General features: G+C 49.0%; 15 protein-coding genes. 2 read left to right on the top strand and 13 right to left on the bottom strand.

Annotated elements, in window-relative coordinates:
* Positions 1 to 68: 68 nt before the first annotated feature.
* The 3 genes from tkt to AC50Y3_RS18285 all read right to left on the bottom strand — a co-directional run bounded on the left by tkt (position 69) and on the right by AC50Y3_RS18285 (position 4,442).
* The gene (tkt, locus tag AC50Y3_RS18275; protein ID WP_494820159.1) at positions 69 to 2,084 is read right to left on the bottom strand and encodes a transketolase; all 2,016 of its coding nucleotides are present in this window, start codon (positions 2,082 to 2,084) and stop codon (positions 69 to 71) included.
* Between the two features lie 281 nt (positions 2,085 to 2,365).
* On the bottom strand, positions 2,366 to 3,265 hold the full coding sequence (purU, locus tag AC50Y3_RS18280) for a formyltetrahydrofolate deformylase (RefSeq protein WP_494820160.1): 900 nt from the start codon (positions 3,263 to 3,265) through the stop codon (positions 2,366 to 2,368).
* 49 nt (positions 3,266 to 3,314) lie between these two features.
* On the bottom strand, positions 3,315 to 4,442 hold the full coding sequence (locus tag AC50Y3_RS18285) for a deoxyribonuclease IV (RefSeq protein WP_494820161.1): 1,128 nt from the start codon (positions 4,440 to 4,442) through the stop codon (positions 3,315 to 3,317).
* Positions 4,443 to 4,695: 253 nt separating this feature from the next.
* Between AC50Y3_RS18285 and AC50Y3_RS18290 the strand changes: the two genes are divergently transcribed.
* Entirely contained in the window at positions 4,696 to 5,127 is a 432-nt protein-coding gene (locus tag AC50Y3_RS18290; protein ID WP_494820162.1) for a DUF2621 family protein, read from the top strand.
* A 78-nt stretch (positions 5,128 to 5,205) separates the two neighbouring features.
* On the top strand, positions 5,206 to 6,105 hold the full coding sequence (locus AC50Y3_RS18295) for a TIGR01777 family oxidoreductase (RefSeq protein WP_494820163.1): 900 nt from the start codon (positions 5,206 to 5,208) through the stop codon (positions 6,103 to 6,105).
* A gap of 59 nt (positions 6,106 to 6,164) precedes the next feature.
* Here the strand turns inward: AC50Y3_RS18295 and AC50Y3_RS18300 are convergent, their stop codons facing one another.
* From AC50Y3_RS18300 to AC50Y3_RS18345, 10 genes are all read right to left on the bottom strand, one after another.
* The gene (locus tag AC50Y3_RS18300) at positions 6,165 to 7,787 is read right to left on the bottom strand and encodes a DUF6382 and FHA domain-containing protein (RefSeq protein ID WP_494820164.1); all 1,623 of its coding nucleotides are present in this window, start codon (positions 7,785 to 7,787) and stop codon (positions 6,165 to 6,167) included.
* Between the two features lie 17 nt (positions 7,788 to 7,804).
* On the bottom strand, positions 7,805 to 8,338 hold the full coding sequence (locus AC50Y3_RS18305) for an A24 family peptidase (protein ID WP_494820165.1): 534 nt from the start codon (positions 8,336 to 8,338) through the stop codon (positions 7,805 to 7,807).
* Positions 8,339 to 8,357: 19 nt separating this feature from the next.
* A complete protein-coding gene (locus AC50Y3_RS18310) occupies positions 8,358 to 9,398 on the bottom strand; it encodes a TadE/TadG family type IV pilus assembly protein (RefSeq protein ID WP_494820166.1) in 1,041 nt (346 codons plus the stop codon).
* The gene (locus AC50Y3_RS18315) at positions 9,361 to 11,586 is read right to left on the bottom strand and encodes a hypothetical protein (RefSeq protein WP_494820167.1); all 2,226 of its coding nucleotides are present in this window, start codon (positions 11,584 to 11,586) and stop codon (positions 9,361 to 9,363) included. The genes AC50Y3_RS18310 and AC50Y3_RS18315 overlap by 38 nt, the downstream gene beginning before the upstream one ends.
* Positions 11,587 to 11,598: 12 nt before the next feature.
* Positions 11,599 to 12,342, bottom strand: a complete 744-nt coding sequence (locus AC50Y3_RS18320) for a hypothetical protein (RefSeq protein ID WP_494820168.1) — start codon at positions 12,340 to 12,342, stop codon at positions 11,599 to 11,601.
* Positions 12,308 to 12,493 carry a Flp1 family type IVb pilin gene (locus AC50Y3_RS18325; RefSeq protein ID WP_494820169.1) on the bottom strand — a complete coding sequence of 62 codons (186 nt, stop codon included), beginning with the start codon at positions 12,491 to 12,493 and terminating at the stop codon, positions 12,308 to 12,310. Before AC50Y3_RS18325 ends, AC50Y3_RS18320 begins: the two co-directional genes overlap by 35 nt.
* A 27-nt stretch (positions 12,494 to 12,520) precedes the next feature.
* Complete coding sequence (locus AC50Y3_RS18330) at positions 12,521 to 13,378, bottom strand: type II secretion system F family protein (RefSeq protein ID WP_494820170.1); 858 nt, start codon at positions 13,376 to 13,378, stop codon at positions 12,521 to 12,523.
* A 21-nt stretch (positions 13,379 to 13,399) separates the two neighbouring features.
* A complete protein-coding gene (locus AC50Y3_RS18335) occupies positions 13,400 to 14,305 on the bottom strand; it encodes a type II secretion system F family protein (protein ID WP_494820171.1) in 906 nt (301 codons plus the stop codon).
* Positions 14,302 to 14,466 (bottom strand): hypothetical protein, encoded by a 165-nt coding sequence (locus AC50Y3_RS18340; RefSeq protein ID WP_494820172.1) that lies wholly within the window; start codon positions 14,464 to 14,466, stop codon positions 14,302 to 14,304. Before AC50Y3_RS18340 ends, AC50Y3_RS18335 begins: the two co-directional genes overlap by 4 nt.
* A 271-nt stretch (positions 14,467 to 14,737) precedes the next feature.
* Positions 14,738 to 16,627, bottom strand: a complete 1,890-nt coding sequence (locus AC50Y3_RS18345; protein WP_494820376.1) for a TnsD family transposase — start codon at positions 16,625 to 16,627, stop codon at positions 14,738 to 14,740.
* Between the last annotated feature and the right edge of the window lie 16 nt (positions 16,628 to 16,643).

Genomic DNA, 16,643 nt, shown 5'->3' on the forward strand with positions numbered 1-16,643 from the left:
AGAATGAGGACAGGAAAGCAGGGCTTTCAGCCGCGTTACTTAGAGACGGCCTTCAGCCCCGCAGTTGACTACAGCAAACCTTTTACTTTGTTGACAACATTCTCAACCGTGAAGCCGTACTCTGCAATTACGCGGTCGCCTTTTGCGGAAGCACCGAATGTATGGATTCCCAATACTGCGCCGCTGTCGCCCACGTAACGCTCCCAACCGAATGGTGAACCCATTTCGATCGCAAGACGTGCTTTAACACCCGGAAGAATAACGGAATCTTTGTAAGCTTTAGGCTGGCGCTCGAACAGATCGAAGCTCGGCATACTGATGACACGAACTTGAATGCCTTCCGCTGCAAGTGCCTTCTGAGCTGCAACCGCAAGCTGTACTTCGGAACCGGTCGCGATCAGCTGTGCTTGAGGATTGCCGTCAGCCGCTTCAGAAACGACATAAGCGCCTTTCGCGATGCCTTCGCGAGCTTGTTCGTTCGTACCTTCCAGAACCGGCAGGTTCTGACGAGTCAGAACAAGTGCAACCGGCTGATCCGCTTTGGAAATCGCATAAGCCCATGCTGCCGAAGTTTCGTTCGCATCCGCCGGACGCAATACAGTCAGCTGCGGAATGATACGCAGGGAAGCAATTTGCTCGATCGGTTCATGCGTAGGACCATCTTCACCAACTGCGATACTGTCATGCGTCAGTACGTAAACTACCGGCTGTTTCATCAGCGCGGACAGACGTACTGCCGGACGCAGGTAATCCGTGAATACGAAGAATGTAGCGCCGAATGCTTTAACGCCGCCATGCAAGCTCATCCCGTTGATTGCTGCTGCCATTGCAAACTCACGTACGCCGAAATAAACGTTGCGGCCTTCGTAGCTGCCTGGCTTGAATACAGGCAAACCTTTCAGGTGAGTCATTGTGGAGCTCTCAAGGTCAGCAGATCCGCCCAGCAGGTTTGGTACGTTCTTCGCTAGTCCGTTAAGTGCGTTACCGGAAGCAACGCGAGTCGAAAGTGCTTTGTCTGCAGGTGTGTATGCAGGCAAATCTTTATCCCAGCCCTCAGGCAGGTTGCCGCTGATTGCGGTTTCGAATTGTGCGGCCAGCTCAGGGTTAGCTGCCTTATACGTTGCATACATAGCATCCCATGCAGCATTGGCTTTCTCGCCGTTTGCTTTCACTTCTGCGAAATGTGCAGCAACTTCTGCCGGCACGTGGAAAGCTTCGTTCTCCCAGCCGTAGAATTGCTTAGTCAGAACAGTCTCGTCAGCGCCAAGCGGGCTGCCGTGCGTACCCAAATGACCGCCTTTGCCGCCTTTGTTCGGGCTGCCGTAACCGATTGTTGTTTTCACTTCGATCAGAGTCGGTTTGCTTGTATCCGCTTGTGCGGCAGCTACTGCTTTAGCCAGCGCGTTCAGATCGTTGCCGTCTTCTACGCGAATGACTTGCCAGCCGTAAGCTTCGAAGCGGCCTTGTACATTCTCGGAGAACGAAAGGTTCAGCTCGCCATCCAGCGATATATCGTTTGAATCGTACAGGACGACTAGTTTGCCAAGCTTCAGGTGAGCTGCGAGCGAAGCTGCTTCGCTTGCAACGCCTTCCATCAAGTCGCCGTCGCCGCAAATTGCAAATGTATAGTGGTCAATCACGTTAAGTTCTTGTTTATTGTACGTTGCGCCAAGGTGCGCTTCAGCCATAGCCATACCAACTGCCATTGCAATCCCTTGTCCAAGTGGACCGGTTGTTGCATCTACGCCGGCTGTGTGGCCGAACTCTGGGTGACCTGGTGTCTTGGAGCCCCATTGACGGAAGTTTTGAAGTTCTTCGATTGGAAGATCGTAGCCCGACAGGTGCAGTAGGCTGTACAGCAGCATGGAACCATGACCTGCGGAAAGCACGAAACGATCGCGGTTGATCCATGTTGGGTTAGACGGGTTGTGGTTCATTGTTTTCGCAAACAATTGATACCCCATCGGAGCCGCTCCCATAGGCATGCCCGGGTGGCCGGAATTTGCTTTCTCAATAGAATCGATCGCAAGTGTGCGGATCGTGTCGATGGAAAGCTGGTCGATGGACTTCTGTGTTACTGTCATTACGTAAACTCCTCCTAAATCCGAATAGACTTGCATCAAAGTGAAACGGCTGTCGCCATCTTGGGGAGGCTCGGCGCGTTTCATGAAGTGTGGTGCTCTCTCTTTAATTCACTTTGGCGGTGTTCCCGCACTGGCTTTGAAATATTGTACCATTACCATTGAGCCTTTTCCATCCTTAATGCGTTAGTGCGCTAAAAATCGACATGAAAAAGGCGCGTTCACAGGGAGAATTCCGCGTAAACACGCCAATGCTGTCAGCTAAACGCTGATGATTGCGTCAATTAATTGAAAACGACGGTCTTGTTCTTGTGCACAAGAATCCGGTCCTCGACATGCCATTTCACAGCACGTGCAAGTACGACGCGTTCGATCGTACGTCCGATACGCTTTAGGTTGTCCACTTCATCGCGATGGCTGACGCGCTGCACGTCCTGCTCGATGATCGGTCCGCCGTCGAGCTCTTCCGTTACATAATGCGCCGTAGCTCCGATGATTTTGACGCCGCGCGTATACGCTTGAGCATACGGTTTGCCGCCGACGAAAGCCGGCAAGAAGGAATGATGAATGTTAATAATCCGGTTCGGGAACTGCTCGATGAACTTCGGCGAAATAATTTGCATATAACGCGCCAGAACGATCAGATCTGCTTTATCCGATACCAGCTCCAGCTGTTTCTTCTCTGCTTCGGCTTTCGTGTCAGCCGTAACCGGAACGTGGTGGAACGGAATACCGAACGATTCCACGAGCGCTTTCATGTCCGGATGATTGCTGATTACCATGGCAATATCCGCTTCCAGATCACCTGCTTGCCACTGCCACAGCAGCTCCAGCAAGCAGTGATCTTCTTTGGAAACGAAGATAGCCAAACGTTTCTTACGGCTTGCGCGGAACGTATGCCACTTCATCTCGAACCGGTCTGCCACGCGGGCAAAATCCTCCTGGAGCACCGGCAGTTCGGCGTCCAGGTCGCTGAGATCAAATTCAAAACGAATAAAGAACATGCCGCCGCCGGGATCCATGGAATACTGGTCGGACTGCACGATATTCGCGCCATGCTCGTACAAGAAGTGCGAGACAGCCGCTACAATTCCGGGCCGATCCGGACAAGAGATGAGCATTGTCGCACGTTTGCGCTTATCCGGGCGCTGCGAGGACGGTCCGGGCTGATAGATGTTTTGCATAATAGACAAGTCTTCCTTCCGTCAACAAGTAGAGTAGCTATAGGTCAGCTTATGCGTTCACAAGCAGCGTTTTGCCCGCGAACCAAGCCGTAATCCGTTGATTAATGGCTTCTTCCGAAAGCTCAGGCAAAATGCGGTGCTCGGCTACCAGATCATACAAACGATCCATCGGCTCGCGCGGATCGGCTTTCTTCGCTTTCGCGTCGTTCTTCAGTACATCCCAAACGGACAATACGTAGCCGCGGTGGTTGATGTCCTGTTTATTGAAGAAATGGTGCAGGCGCTCCACGTCCTCCAAGAACTCGCTGCCGAAACGTGTATGCGCATCGCCGCGAAGCAAAGCAATTTCCGCTTCGTACATCGGACGCTGCGTCTTGTCTTCTTGACCAATCCACGGCGTTTCAAGGATAAACGGACGTCCTTTAAGCGCTTCATGATGCACGATATTGCGAATTGCATCGTGTCCGATCCAGCCGGCACCGATCGGTGCATGACGGTCTTTACCCGCTCCGCGCGGATTTTTACTGTCATTAACGTGGACAACAGCGACGCGGTTAAGGCCAACAATGCGGTCAAACTCTGTCAGTACGCCATCGATATCATCGACGATGTCATAACCGGCATCATGCATGTGGCATGTATCCATACAAACTGTAAGGCGATCGTTGGCAGCTACTTTGTCAATGATGGCTGCAAGCTCATCGAAGCTGCGACCTATTTCGGTGCCTTTGCCTGCCATAGTTTCCAGAGCAATGTTCACGTTTGTTTCTTTCGTACCATTTAGCACTTCATTCAAGCCTTCCGCAATGCGAGCAATTCCGTATTCCGCATCCTTGTCCGTATAAGCACCTGGATGAAGCACGATGTTGCGTACGCCGATCGCGTCAGTACGGCGAATTTCTTCCTGCAGGAAGCGGACCGCCAACTCGAACGTATCGTCTTTGTAAGAACCGAGGTTTACGATGTATGGGGCATGAACGACGATCTCGTCAATTCCTGCCTTGCCCATTGCGTCTCTTCCATCGGGAATATATAAATCTTCAATCGGTTTACGCCGTGTATTCTGTGGTGCTCCGGTGTAAATCATGAATGTACTTGATCCGTAGGATACGGCTTCATTTGCTGCTGTTAACAGACCTTTATCGGAAAATGAAACGTGGGATCCGATTTTTAACATGGACTCATTCGCTCCTTTCGTTACGAGGCACGGACCACTGTGTATCCGGTTCCTCGCAAACGCTTGTCCTTCCTATTTTACAAGGAATGCTCAAATAAATCTAGGCGTATGACCCCAAGGAAAGTTTGGATACATGCATAGCGTGTTAGAAAATGCCATGTCGGTTGCGGGAGATAGACGTCATCGCTTATAATGGAAACAATTTGTTACGTATAATTCGCATATCTGAGTTAGCTAGAGGTGAATCGATCGAATGGCACCAAATTGGTTTATGTATTTCATATTGTTTTGGGCAGTTGTAATGATCGGCTTTATGTCGATCGGCGGCTATTTTATGTTCCGTAAATTCCTTAAAGTGCTCCCGATGCGAGATGGCAAATCGAAGCTCGATTGGCAGAACTATTGGGTAGAGCGCAGCCGCGGCATGTGGCCTGAGGACTCCAAGAGTTTTCTGGATCAGCTCGTCTCTCCTGTACCAAGCGCATTTCGGGACATTGCGAGACATTCCATTGCAGCCAAAATCGCTCAAGTAGCCGTTGAAGGCGGTGCATCGGAAGTATCGCGCAATCACTGCATCGAAGGTTATATTCGGGCAACACCTAAGCGGGATTACCGCAGCTTAATTTCTTTTCTGGATAGGGAGAAGATCGACTATTCCGCCTATACACATTTACTCAATAAATAAGCCGCCCGCTTGGGCGGCTTTTGCAGTATTATTGAAGCAATTGGATGCTCTCAGTGGAGTTAAAGGAGGTCTCTTTAGATGAAGGTAGCCGTCACCGGAGGAACGGGATATGTCGGGGCCATGCTTGTCGATGCACTTCTAAAGCGAGGTGATGAAGTATGGATTATCTCCAGATTTGAGAAGCAGATGAGCTCGAATCCGAAGCTGCATACGATTACTTGGTCCAAACTGGCCGACTCTCCCGTTAAGCTGGAAGGGATCGACGCAATCGTCAATCTGGCAGGGGAATCCATCAGCCGCCGCTGGACGAAAGAAGGCAAATCCGCTATTTTGCAATCGAGGCTAAATGCCGCACGCTCCATCGGCAAAGTTGTAGAATCACTTCAGCGTAAGCCCTCCGTTGTTATAAACGCATCGGGAATCTCCATCTATGGTACAGATGGCAGTAAAGTAAGCGATGAGTGGAGCCCTGCTCGCGTAACTGATTTCCTCGCATCTGTCGTAGAGAAATGGGAAGCCGCTGCGGATCGCATCGAGGTCAAGCGGCTTGTGAAGCTGCGGATCGGACTTGTGCTCGGCATGACGGGCGGCGCCTTCCCGAAGATGCTGCTGCCCTATCGGTTAATGGCAGGCGGTAGAATGGGAAGCGGCAAACAGTGGATCCCTTGGATTCATGAAGACGATATGATTCGACTGATTCTGTTCTGCCTCGACGAGCCGGAAGTTCAGGGACCGGTTAATGCATGTGCGCCAGAGCCGGTAACGAACGATGAATTCGGAAGAGCAATCGGTAAGGCCATGAGAAGACCGCATTGGTTTCCGGTGCCGGCATTCTTGCTCAAGGCATTGCTCGGTGAGCTGTCTTTCCTGCTGCTGGAAGGCTCAAGAGCGGTCCCGCGCAAATCGTTGGAGCTTGGATTTGAGTTCCGCTATGATACAGTACGAGATGCATTGCGGCAGTTAATTACCGGGAAGTAAGAGATTTCTTGAATAATAAGCCTTATATCGTATGAACTTTTTCCTTATGGGACTGCCCTTCATCCTGCTTGCCGTGCGGGACCGGAGGGTAAGTCCGATCGGAATTTATAGGTCGGTCCTCTATCGCCGGCTAACTGAATCATATCGTTATCATTCAACGGATAGACTTTGTATGGAATCATAGCCACTCCATTAAGGGTACTTCCATTTCGAGAGCCCATATCTTTCACCGACCAGCTCTTCTGCTTTACGCTTAGTTCCAGATGCGCTCTGGAAATACCTGCTGACAAGTCCACGTGGTTCACTCCCTCACTCGCACGGCCGATGACAAACTGGTTCTGTTCCAGTTTAACGACCACCGCTGATTCTCCTTCTATAGTACGCTCAAGATATGGAACACTCTTATTATCCACTTCACTTTGCGGCTCGGCATTCTGGCCGAGCAGTACGGTTGCGTCGCCTGTCGATGCTTCAAGAGAAGCTGTCTTTCCGATGAGAGGAGCAGGTGTATAAGGTAATGGCATGCCGTTTGACTTAACTTCGGAATGGATATCTTCATCAGAAGATTCTTCACGGTATAAGTTCAACCGCTTTTGTTTAATGTGGATTGGTATGGAGTTTGGGACGAAACCATCCTCGTCCGACCATTCCTGTTTCTCTTTCCAGCCATCGCGCCTTTCTTCCTTCCTCGTGTCAGAACTTATCCTTCGATTCACTATTAAACATGCCGCTGCTGTCATGAATGTCAAACCAGAGCAAATGAACAGACTGGTTTGAGACGGAGATGGCAAATAGAGAAATCTCCAAATGACTGCAGTGACAATAAGCCCAGCCGCTCCCAGTATCCAACCCTTCTTTATTGAAGAAGCCACTTGCTCTTGGACAGGCACTTCCATGATCGGAAGCTCGAATCCCCCTTGGTTACGCTCACTTGCCCTTTCCTTTTGGAAAGTAAGCTGAGCTCTAGGTGGCACAGATTCGTTCTTTAATACGAACAGATCATGATTAGCTGAAAGTGCAGCCACATCGCCTGGTATTCCTTTGGCTTGAACTAATGAGGTACCATGATTATGATTTAGCGATTCTTCGTTCACTGACTCCCTATATTCACTTCCAAGAAGCGCTAGCAGAGTCCGCCTAAGCAGTCCCCATGACACATACTCGCCTCTTAAATGCTGAAAGATTTGCTGTAAACCCGCTCCATCAGGCTGCACAATGTAACCAACCCATCGAATAGCCATTGCGAGCACCGCTTCACCTGCTGACGATACGATAGTTGTATCTCGGAGCGGCACGTACACGAGCTCTGCATCCTCCCAATGATCTCCGATGTAAATGTACTGCTCGTGCAGCATAAAGCCTTCTTCGCGCAGCATGTATTGCTTGCAGTCATCCAGTACTTCTACGATAGCAAGCAGCAAGGCATAGAATTTAATCATTGTCAGCTGCTGAGTTTGCAAGCGATGCAGTAAGATTCGTTTGCCATTCAATCGATATCGGAAAGTCATCTTTCCATCGATATCGACCCACTCCACGGGCAGCAATTTGGGAATACGCTGGCTTTGCAGCATCTTGATTTCAATTGGATCCAGCTGCTCCCTCGAAATGCCAGATTCCAAATCAACGATCATTTCAAGTCCGCGCTTCATCGTAAAATCGACCTTTAACTCTTTAAACACCATAGACGTATCTCTCCTTTCTATCCGTTGAACAGCGAATCGCCCATGAAGCAGCAAGCCGTAATTGCCCCAGGCACCACTGCGATCATAAACGGAAACCGCAAACCGTCCTTCTTCAGCGTCATGAAACCAGCTGTATGTAGATTTCGATTTAAAGCAAACAGCGTGACCGTAAATACCGTCAGTCGTTTGGCAAAGGCTTGATTCGTGACTAGAACTACGATTCCAAACAGCCCCCCATACAAAATGGAATACATAAGGACTTGCAAGGAGGCAGCCGCACCAACAAGCGAACCGAGTGCTCCGAACAGCTTCACATCCCCCGCTCCAATGCCCTTCAGCATATACAAGGCAAGCAGTGGAAGCATGCCGGCTATTACCCCCATTAAGGAGAACGCCCCTCCACGCAAGCCATCGCTGCTCAGATGATAAATGAGTCCAGCGGCAAAGAAAGCTACAGTCAATTTGTTCGGTATGCGCATTGCCCGTATATCACAGACAAAAGCAAATCCAATCAGCAATGCTGCCAAAATGAACTCGATATGAGCCATCATCCGAAACCTCCGTCCCACTCTACTGTGAAGCTTTCCTCTTCTCCACTACAAAATGTCTGGCCGCTCGCGCCGAACCTTCACTTGCCGTAACGATAAGCTCCCATACACCTGGAGTGGTGTTACCTGATATTAGCCATGTCCATTCCGCTAATCCTTCGTTATCTGTATAGGTATCGCCCAGATGCTTAGCCACGCTATGCCCGCTCTTGTAAATGACTTGAATGGACAGCTTTCTGCCTGGACTGGTTTGGACGACAACTCGTGCCTTGCGTCCGGGATTAACCGGTGAAGGTTCAAGAAGTATAATTTGGATTGGAGCTTCATCGGATTGATCCTGTTCTTGATCAAGCGGCGCTGGAATGGAATCGCGCACCCAAACCCGTTCCTCAGCACGTTCCCTTAGTACGATCGTCTTCTTCGTAAACGGAAATCCAAGCTTAAACGCATACTCCGCCTCGATGAGTAGGGAAAGCTCTGATTTATTCTTCAAATTTGGAAGCGATAACTTACTGAGATGCAACTCCTGAGGATCGAGAACAGACTTATCGGCTTCTTGGCGAAGTAGCGGTTCGATAATCCCCCTTCCGGCTTCTGTAGCTGCTGCATCCACTACCGGCTTCCAATCCCCCCGCATTGCTGAAGCGAGCAATAGACCGGCCGGAGCTGGGAGCCAATCCTCCAGCTTCTCAGCAATAATGTCGACTCCAGGTAATTGTTCCAATACCGGTATAGCAGCTCCTGATTCTGTATCTTCTTCTACCTGCGGCTGCGGCTTCCTCGCCGAAATTTCTAACGATCCCGATGCTTGTGTGTCTCCCTCAGCTGCGTTCAACTTCTGCAGAGTTAGGTCGACAGGGTGGATATTCGCCGCAGCCTGTCTTACCGTTTGCGAAACTGTACTATGAAGCGCCATTTGCACCGTATTAAGCCGAATCAAGCAAATAAAGAACATAACGACCATCAGCACAATCGGAAGTATCAAAGCCGCTTCCAATGTGATGCTTCCTGTTTCGCCGCACCGTCTACCCGTACGACCAGCCAATGGTATGCGTCGCTTCATAACGGTTGCCCTTCACCTTTCCGCTCAGAACTCCTGCGCTAGTAAAGCTCTTCATGAGCCCGGGCAAAAACCATAACTTCACGGAAGAGGTCAACTCTCCCGTCAAACCTGTAGAAACGCTCGATAATGAAACGCCGCCTAAATTACGCTCGATGACAGCGATGACGCGAGCTGTCCTGGCTTCGCTGCTGCCATGCAAAATCAGGAAAACTCTTAAATAATCCAAATAACTTAATTCCACAGGAACATACTTGGATAGTTCCACTTTCCCCTGACGCGAAATCGTGGTCATATCTGCAAGCGACTTTTCTAAACCATACAGCACCGCGGCGGACAGAATTAATAATGGATGTCCTAGCCCTTTGCATGCAATGAACCCTTCCATTGTTCGAATCGCAAGCCTCGCAGCGAACAGCTCACCATATGCGGCAGCCACATTCGCGGCTGGCTCATGAAAGCCATACAAAATATATTCAACCTCTTGGTGCTCAATTGCGACCGCGGAGGAGAAGGCTTCATTACCCGCTGGCTCCCCTCCTCGCGAAGAGGGGAACAGCTTAGGATCAAACGAATGAAATCGATGAACGATATATTCATTCACGTAGAGCGGATCTCTGATGCCTTCAAGAGCATCTGCCATCCCTGTGAAGATCGTTCCCATAGAAGTCATGGATAGCCTTGCTTTTTCACCTGCGTCTGCATCTACGTCAACAGCCTGATCTTGAAGCGGCGACTCTGCCGCTTCATTGAATTTCAAATTCGCTTGCATTCGCTCTTTCACTTCACGAAATGCTTCACGGTGGTCCTCCTGATTCGGGGAAGATGTCATGGATTGCAGCTGCTGCTTCACTTGCCCCCATTTGGACTCGGCTGCCGCTTCATTCGTTTTTCGTTCCTGATCATTGGACTGCCGACTTTCCATCTCCGTCTGCCTGCGCTGGATGACGGTTCCCGGTTGAAGATAGCGATCCTCGTAGCTGTGATACGCATTCTCGAGCTTCTGATAGGATTCGCTCAATAATCCGGACCTGCCAGTTCCCCCGAGTGCAGCTTGAACCTCTTGATGGAAATTTGCACCCATTGTACCTACCTGCTGAATATCTTCTGTTTGCTGATTCAGTTCTTCCAGATAAGCTTCAAACCAGGCTTGTTCCAGCACGAGCCCCTCCGCGGCATCTCGTGACTCTCGAAAAGGCGACAGCTCACCGTCTTGGAATGAACCGGATTGCTGAGCAGTGAGCTGCCGCTGATTCATCCGGTCATATCCATCGCCGGTTCCTTCTTCTCTCATCCGCTTAATCGCATCTTCCATAGCCCTGTTCAGACCCTCGGCTTCTTGCAGCAAAATCACTGCCTTGCGCTCCGATTCACGTTGAAGTATTGCCGCATCATCCAGCACGGCCATAATGGAATTAGCTTCAATACTCGCATAGCTCCGATAGAAGTTAATCGCATCCACTCGAAGAGGGGGCAAATCCTCCATTGCGCGTATCGTATCTTCTCTAATCCACTGCTCGTAGGAGCCATATAGGCTCACAATTTCACTAGCCGAACCGCTAATCTGTGATCCCACTGCTTTCTTGACACCTGCGGCGGCTTGTTTCTGAATCGTAATTACTTCCTGCAGTCGCTTCTCCCGTTTATCGTAAAGCTGTCGAAGCCGCTCCAGCAATTCCACAGACAACGAGGCTTCCTTCATTACCGAAGCCATCGGTGCAAACTTTGAAGCTACCTCCAATGTGAAATCGATCGGCGCTTTGTATTTCATTTCCTCCAGCACCTGCCTGCTAAACACCTGTTGATTGCCTAATACCTCATAGCTGTCCACATGCGATGCTTCCGTTCTTCCGTCAAGAAGCCTAAAGTCGCCCTCATCCGAAGTCCAGTTATGTGACACTGCTTGCGCGAACAATTCACTCCGATCAGAACCGCCTGTACCGAATAGCCCATATTGCTCGTATAACGCCCCGTCATAGGCTGATAAAGCGGAACGAATACCGGATTGCGCAGCGAGCCTGCTCTGTTTCTCAAAAGCTGCGATTCGCGCAAAATCGATGAGCATCGCCGTAAACAACAGCATGGCTGCTGTCGATACGATCAAGTAAATCGAGACGGCACCGTCACTGCTTCTCCAGAAAAATGTCGGGTTAAGGGCATCATGCCGACTCCTATCATTCCATCGGTGCATTTCATCCGCCTCCTATTGCGCCAGATCCTGAAGGGATTGCCGATTATGCAGCACCTCACGGGCTTGTTCCTTGCCTTGCTCCGACTGACCGGCAAATCTTCCTGCGTAATACCGGACGAGGTCCACATTTCGTATGAGCTCAACGGGGTCGACTATGACAGCATCCGTTACAGCCCTCGGCTCCGAATGACCAAGAACAGCTTCCAGAGGAGGGATCGATAATGGCTGACGAAGATGCACTTCAATTCGTTTCACCCAAACACCGCCATACATCATGACCCCTTCGAGCGGCTCCCGAACTTTGACTGCTCCTAATTCCATCTTCTTGAGGGGAAGCGCAACATTAGTTGTTGCGCTGGCATCTACACCAGAAGCTCTGTCAGAGGCGTCCCCAATGGGGATACTCAAGCTGCTCGGATTGGGACTTTCCAATCCGAACAACGTCTGTAGTGCACCATTATCAGACAGTCGCCAATATAAGCCGTCATATTTCCCGGTCACGCCTATGCCACTGACAGTTTCTCTAGCACTGTTATCCCAGCGGAACGCGGTTCTCTCAGCCGTTTGTGAGGCAATTGTATAAAGGACAACCTTCTGGTAGGTATATATACCAAGCATGAGTAGTGTGATTAATGCAACGAAAATCATGGGAAACACCATACTTGCTTCAAGCGTAAAGCTTCCTTCCTCCTGCGCTGCCAGTACGCGCCACCTTGCAAGACTAGTTGAAAATTTCGTTCGCTTTATCATCCGCATCGCCCATCAATTTCTCCATCAACGCGATAATCCAATCCTTGAAAAGCAGCGCCAATATAATGACTACCGCAATGATGAGCACGATCTCAAGCGTACCAAGGCCCTCCTCGTCATTCCAAAATGTACGCAGTGCGTTCTTCCTGTTCTCCATATTCGACCGCTCCTCTAGTAGTAATAGTTATCCGCGCATCATTAAGATCGCGGGTGAGGCGACAAGCACCATGAGCACCATAAAGATACCGACAAGCGGAAACACAAGCTTCGAGGAAGCCTCTTCGCCTCTCGCACGAGCAACAGATTTACGCTTCTCCCATAAGGAATAAGAGAGCTCCTTCAAAGAAAGGACAAGCTGATCGCCTCCCCGGCGATAATTGAGCAGCAGCGTGGTCGTAAAAAGCGATACCTCCTGCACGCCGCAGCGCCTGCTCAACGTCTCCATTGCCGCCGCAAAGGACTCGCCATTACGCACGGCTTCGTTCACTTTACGAAGCTCAATGAACAGCGGATTTCCGCTTTTCTCATCCTTCCGTTCACTTGCTCGCACTAATGCCCGCTGCAGTGTCTCTCCCGCTCCGAGAAGCAGCATCAGCTTACTGATGACCTCCGGCAGCAGCAGTAAAATGTCCTGCTTGCGGCGCTCCACTTTCGCGGCGGTATCCCGCCATTTTGCCGCAGGCAGAAGAACGCCAAGCAGCATGCCGATATACAGCATCGTCTGCTCCTTGCTGAGAACGCTAAGCCATGCTCCGGCACATGCTGCCGTATAACCTGTCCCGATGGACAGAGCGACGAAACCATTTGTGGCATCGACCGTCCAGTTCCGTCCGTTAAGAATGAACAGTCTGCCGTGTAAGCTCGCGAGAAATGGCTGCATTCGGTTTAGCAATCCGCTCTGATCCAGCAAGAAGCGAAAGGGGAGCATTAATAACCGTTCTGTTACGTTTAACCGGCTTCCCTTGTCATGTCTCTTGCATCGCAGCAGAGCCCAGCTCCATAAAGCCGTAAGTGATGACCCAATAGTAATGGACAGCAGCAAGCCGCCAACTCCTTCCAACAATTACATGCGAATGTTCATGATTCTCGTCATCAGCATGAAGCAAAGTCCGAGAAGAATGAGCGCTGCTGTCAATATGACGTAACCGATACCACTGTACAAAGGTGCCATATAGTCTGGCGCTGTTAGGCTAAGGAAGGCTAGGAAAACAAACGGTATAACCATCATGATGCGAGATTCCAGCCGCTTCTGCGCTACCATGACGGCGATTTCCTGCTGCACATCCAGCTTCTCACCGATCATCTGGGATGTACGCCTGATCACTTCAACCAAATCACCGCCGGATCGTTTACAGGTTGTAAAGACATCGGTGAACTGTGAAATATCATCCAGTTGTGCACGCTGGCTAAAATCGATCAACCCGTGCTCAAGCGATTCCCCATAGCCCATTCTCGCCGAAAGAATTTCAAATTCGACTAATATCTCCGTCTTCGGATTCGGGTAGAGCAGTCTTAGATCCTCGAGTGCGGTGACGAAAGCATTCTCGACAGAACGCCCTGCGGCAAGTGAAGATGCAATTGAATAGAGTGCTTCTTTAAATTGAATAGCCAACCGAACTCTACGCTGCTCCAGCAAGGAGCGCCTGTGGATACGAGGAGCCATGATTCCTGCTAACGACAGCACTAATGCAGCAATAACAGAACGATAAAACAAGAACGCGGCAACAAAAACCAGAAAACCTCCAACAACCGTTGCTGTCCCGAATTGCCGTCTGGACAATTGGTACTCCCAGTAACAAGGCAACACCTCAGCGGTTGCGGTTACGGTTGTGCATCCGGATGTGCTTGCGGCTGCGCTTGTGCTTTCACCTGCAATTGCTCCTACACCTGCTCTTGCACTTGTACCTCCTACTTGAGCTGGACTAGCCCATCCCAGCCAAAGCTTCCAGTCAGCACGCGTACCCTTCAAGGCCCTTCACCTTCCGAAATTTCAGCTTCAACATCAGCCATTCCCGCCATCCGCAGCTTCCATGTCCGTTCCAATCTGCTGTTCTCGCAGCGTCGCAATGCACCGAGAACCCGACCTTCTTGCTCGCCTTCTTCTTGAAACCGGTAAAGGGATTGCAGCACTACCTCTCCTTCACGAACACCGACTACCTCGGAAATTTCATGTATGAGTTTAATTTTTAACTTTACTGCTGTCTCAGTAACATCAAGGCTTTGTTGTCGCCTAACTTTCAAGGAGTTAATTATTTAACTTTACTGACATTTTCACACCATAAAATGACAAATTAATAATTATCTTTACTTGTTATAACTTCAAATTGAGTTAGTCTGATTGCAAAGTAAAAAGACCGGTCATTTAGTCCGGTCTAGCGTTATCTATGATTATACAAACCAGCTACGAAGCTACTTTTCCCACTTCGTGATCAATCGCTGCTTTCACACGTTCACTTATTTTTGATCGTACTAAACAAGCCATTCGAATGATTGGATAGCTCTCCACTCTTAACTGTTGACTTAACAAGTCTTGCGCAGCCCATTGGACACGTCTAATTTGAAAATCCTCGGTTGTTTCAACTAAGGCTTCCAAAGCTGACTGTGTCTTTGGCAACCTTCCTAAATGAAAGAGTATCGTAGTATATACACCTGAGCGTTTGCAAATCGAACTGGTAGTAATTCGTACAGGTTTGCCCTCCTGCGACAGTAGTCTGCTAGCCCCGTCAATTACCGCATTTGCAAGCATTTCATCTCGTAGCATCCAATTAATAGCGCGTCCGTTTTTTTTCTGCTTGTGCCTTACAACTTCTGGTTTATGAGAGCGAAACCAATTTTTATCATTGCGACTAAGCCACAGAATTTCAGCATTTGCTATCTTCCTTAATTCCGAAATTGACTTCCCTTGGTGTTTATTCATAATTGTTGTCCAGCGCTTTCGGTAAGATTCTCGCTTTTGAAGGGAGACTTGTTGCATGGGCTTGTCATTCACCTTGTGGGATCGAATCTTCTTATAATGCCGACTTATGGTCTTAGGGTCAGCATTTAATATTTCGCCAATTTGGATGAACGTCTTTCGTTCTTCTTTTAACCGCATTAATTCCTTCTCCCAAACGGATCCATACTCCTTTACAAGCCCTATTCGACAACGATCTTCATCGTTTTGATCGGGTCCTCTTCTTGAGTATATAAAGCCGCACTTGCAAACAAATGTGCCAACAGGAACACCTAGATGGCAATCACGACTTATTCGAACTTCAGAAATGACAGGCTCATTATAATGCAGTGCCGCTGGGTTATGACAAATCCAAGGACCCGTTCCGAAGGGGGGCTTGTCTTGAAGTTCATCCAAAAAAAATGATTCTGGAGTTACTCCCAGAAAATTCATAAATAGAATGTGTCTTAAAGGATGTGCTAAGGACGTAGTATTCCGGTACAAAGATGAGAGCCATTCAGTTTGTACCTCATCTACCCGACAGTTCAGTTCTGAAAGGAATAAATCCGAATAGAAATTCCTGAATTGTCCGATTAATTCTTTTACCTTCACAGAACCGTTAAAGGTAGTTAGGTTATTTTTCTCTAGGTAAAAAAGGTACCTTTTATATAACATCTCGGGTCCCAAAATTGGCACCTTGTTATTTAATAACCAGCTTGCGGCAGTGGCTACCGCCTTATAATGGTTATAACAAGAACCCTGGATAGAAAATATGTTCTTAACCAAACTGCGCCTTGCGATTTCTTCGCCTAGATCTTTAAAGTAGTGGTAGTTGTGAGTGTTTAAAGCGGCAGAACTGCCAACTTCACTGTCAATTAAAACACTATCGTGGATATGACATATCCCCACACCACTCATCTGATGAGAGCGATGCCAGTAGACTTCACCAACTCTTTCGACGTCAGCACTTAAACAGTCGGGACAAAAGCGTAAGAATTGGGGTTGTCGAATAACACTCTGTGATATACCGGAAACGGTATGTGTAACCCAGCCTTTTGTTCCTTTCATACCCTCTACAATCCTTTCAACACGAGCCTTCGGGAGAAATGGACTGTAAAACGGCAGAAGAGAATGTTCTGCTATTATTTTTTCGGAAGAATAGCACGATCCCTTTGGAAGTTTACTACATAAAAAGTCTAGCCGATTTGGAAGCGCAATGATCGCGTTGGCGTTTTTACTACCAAAGAGCTCCAAAAGCGTTTCCTTTTGTGAAATATTGCGTCTCCCCAAATGAAAACGCGCGCATGTGCTGTAAAGTAGTTCATCTTGGTATGGAATAAAATTGTGTAAAATTGATATTTCACCTCATTTCTAT

Source organism: Paenibacillus sp. J22R98 (assembly GCF_059383835.1).

Coding starts and splice junctions, on each gene's coding strand:
- AC50Y3_RS18315 (WP_494820167.1), bottom strand. CDS start 11,586: ATGCACCGATGGAATGATAGGAGTCGGCATGATGCCCTTAACCCGACA.
- AC50Y3_RS18305 (WP_494820165.1), bottom strand. CDS start 8,338: ATGATGGCTCATATCGAGTTCATTTTGGCAGCATTGCTGATTGGATTT.
- AC50Y3_RS18295 (WP_494820163.1), top strand. CDS start 5,206: ATGAAGGTAGCCGTCACCGGAGGAACGGGATATGTCGGGGCCATGCTT.
- AC50Y3_RS18285 (WP_494820161.1), bottom strand. CDS start 4,442: ATGTTAAAAATCGGATCCCACGTTTCATTTTCCGATAAAGGTCTGTTA.
- AC50Y3_RS18320 (WP_494820168.1), bottom strand. CDS start 12,342: ATGCGGATGATAAAGCGAACGAAATTTTCAACTAGTCTTGCAAGGTGG.
- AC50Y3_RS18310 (WP_494820166.1), bottom strand. CDS start 9,398: ATGAAGCGACGCATACCATTGGCTGGTCGTACGGGTAGACGGTGCGGC.
- AC50Y3_RS18300 (WP_494820164.1), bottom strand. CDS start 7,787: ATGGTGTTTAAAGAGTTAAAGGTCGATTTTACGATGAAGCGCGGACTT.
- AC50Y3_RS18290 (WP_494820162.1), top strand. CDS start 4,696: ATGGCACCAAATTGGTTTATGTATTTCATATTGTTTTGGGCAGTTGTA.
- AC50Y3_RS18325 (WP_494820169.1), bottom strand. CDS start 12,493: ATGGAGAACAGGAAGAACGCACTGCGTACATTTTGGAATGACGAGGAG.
- purU (WP_494820160.1), bottom strand. CDS start 3,265: ATGCAAAACATCTATCAGCCCGGACCGTCCTCGCAGCGCCCGGATAAG.
- tkt (WP_494820159.1), bottom strand. CDS start 2,084: ATGACAGTAACACAGAAGTCCATCGACCAGCTTTCCATCGACACGATC.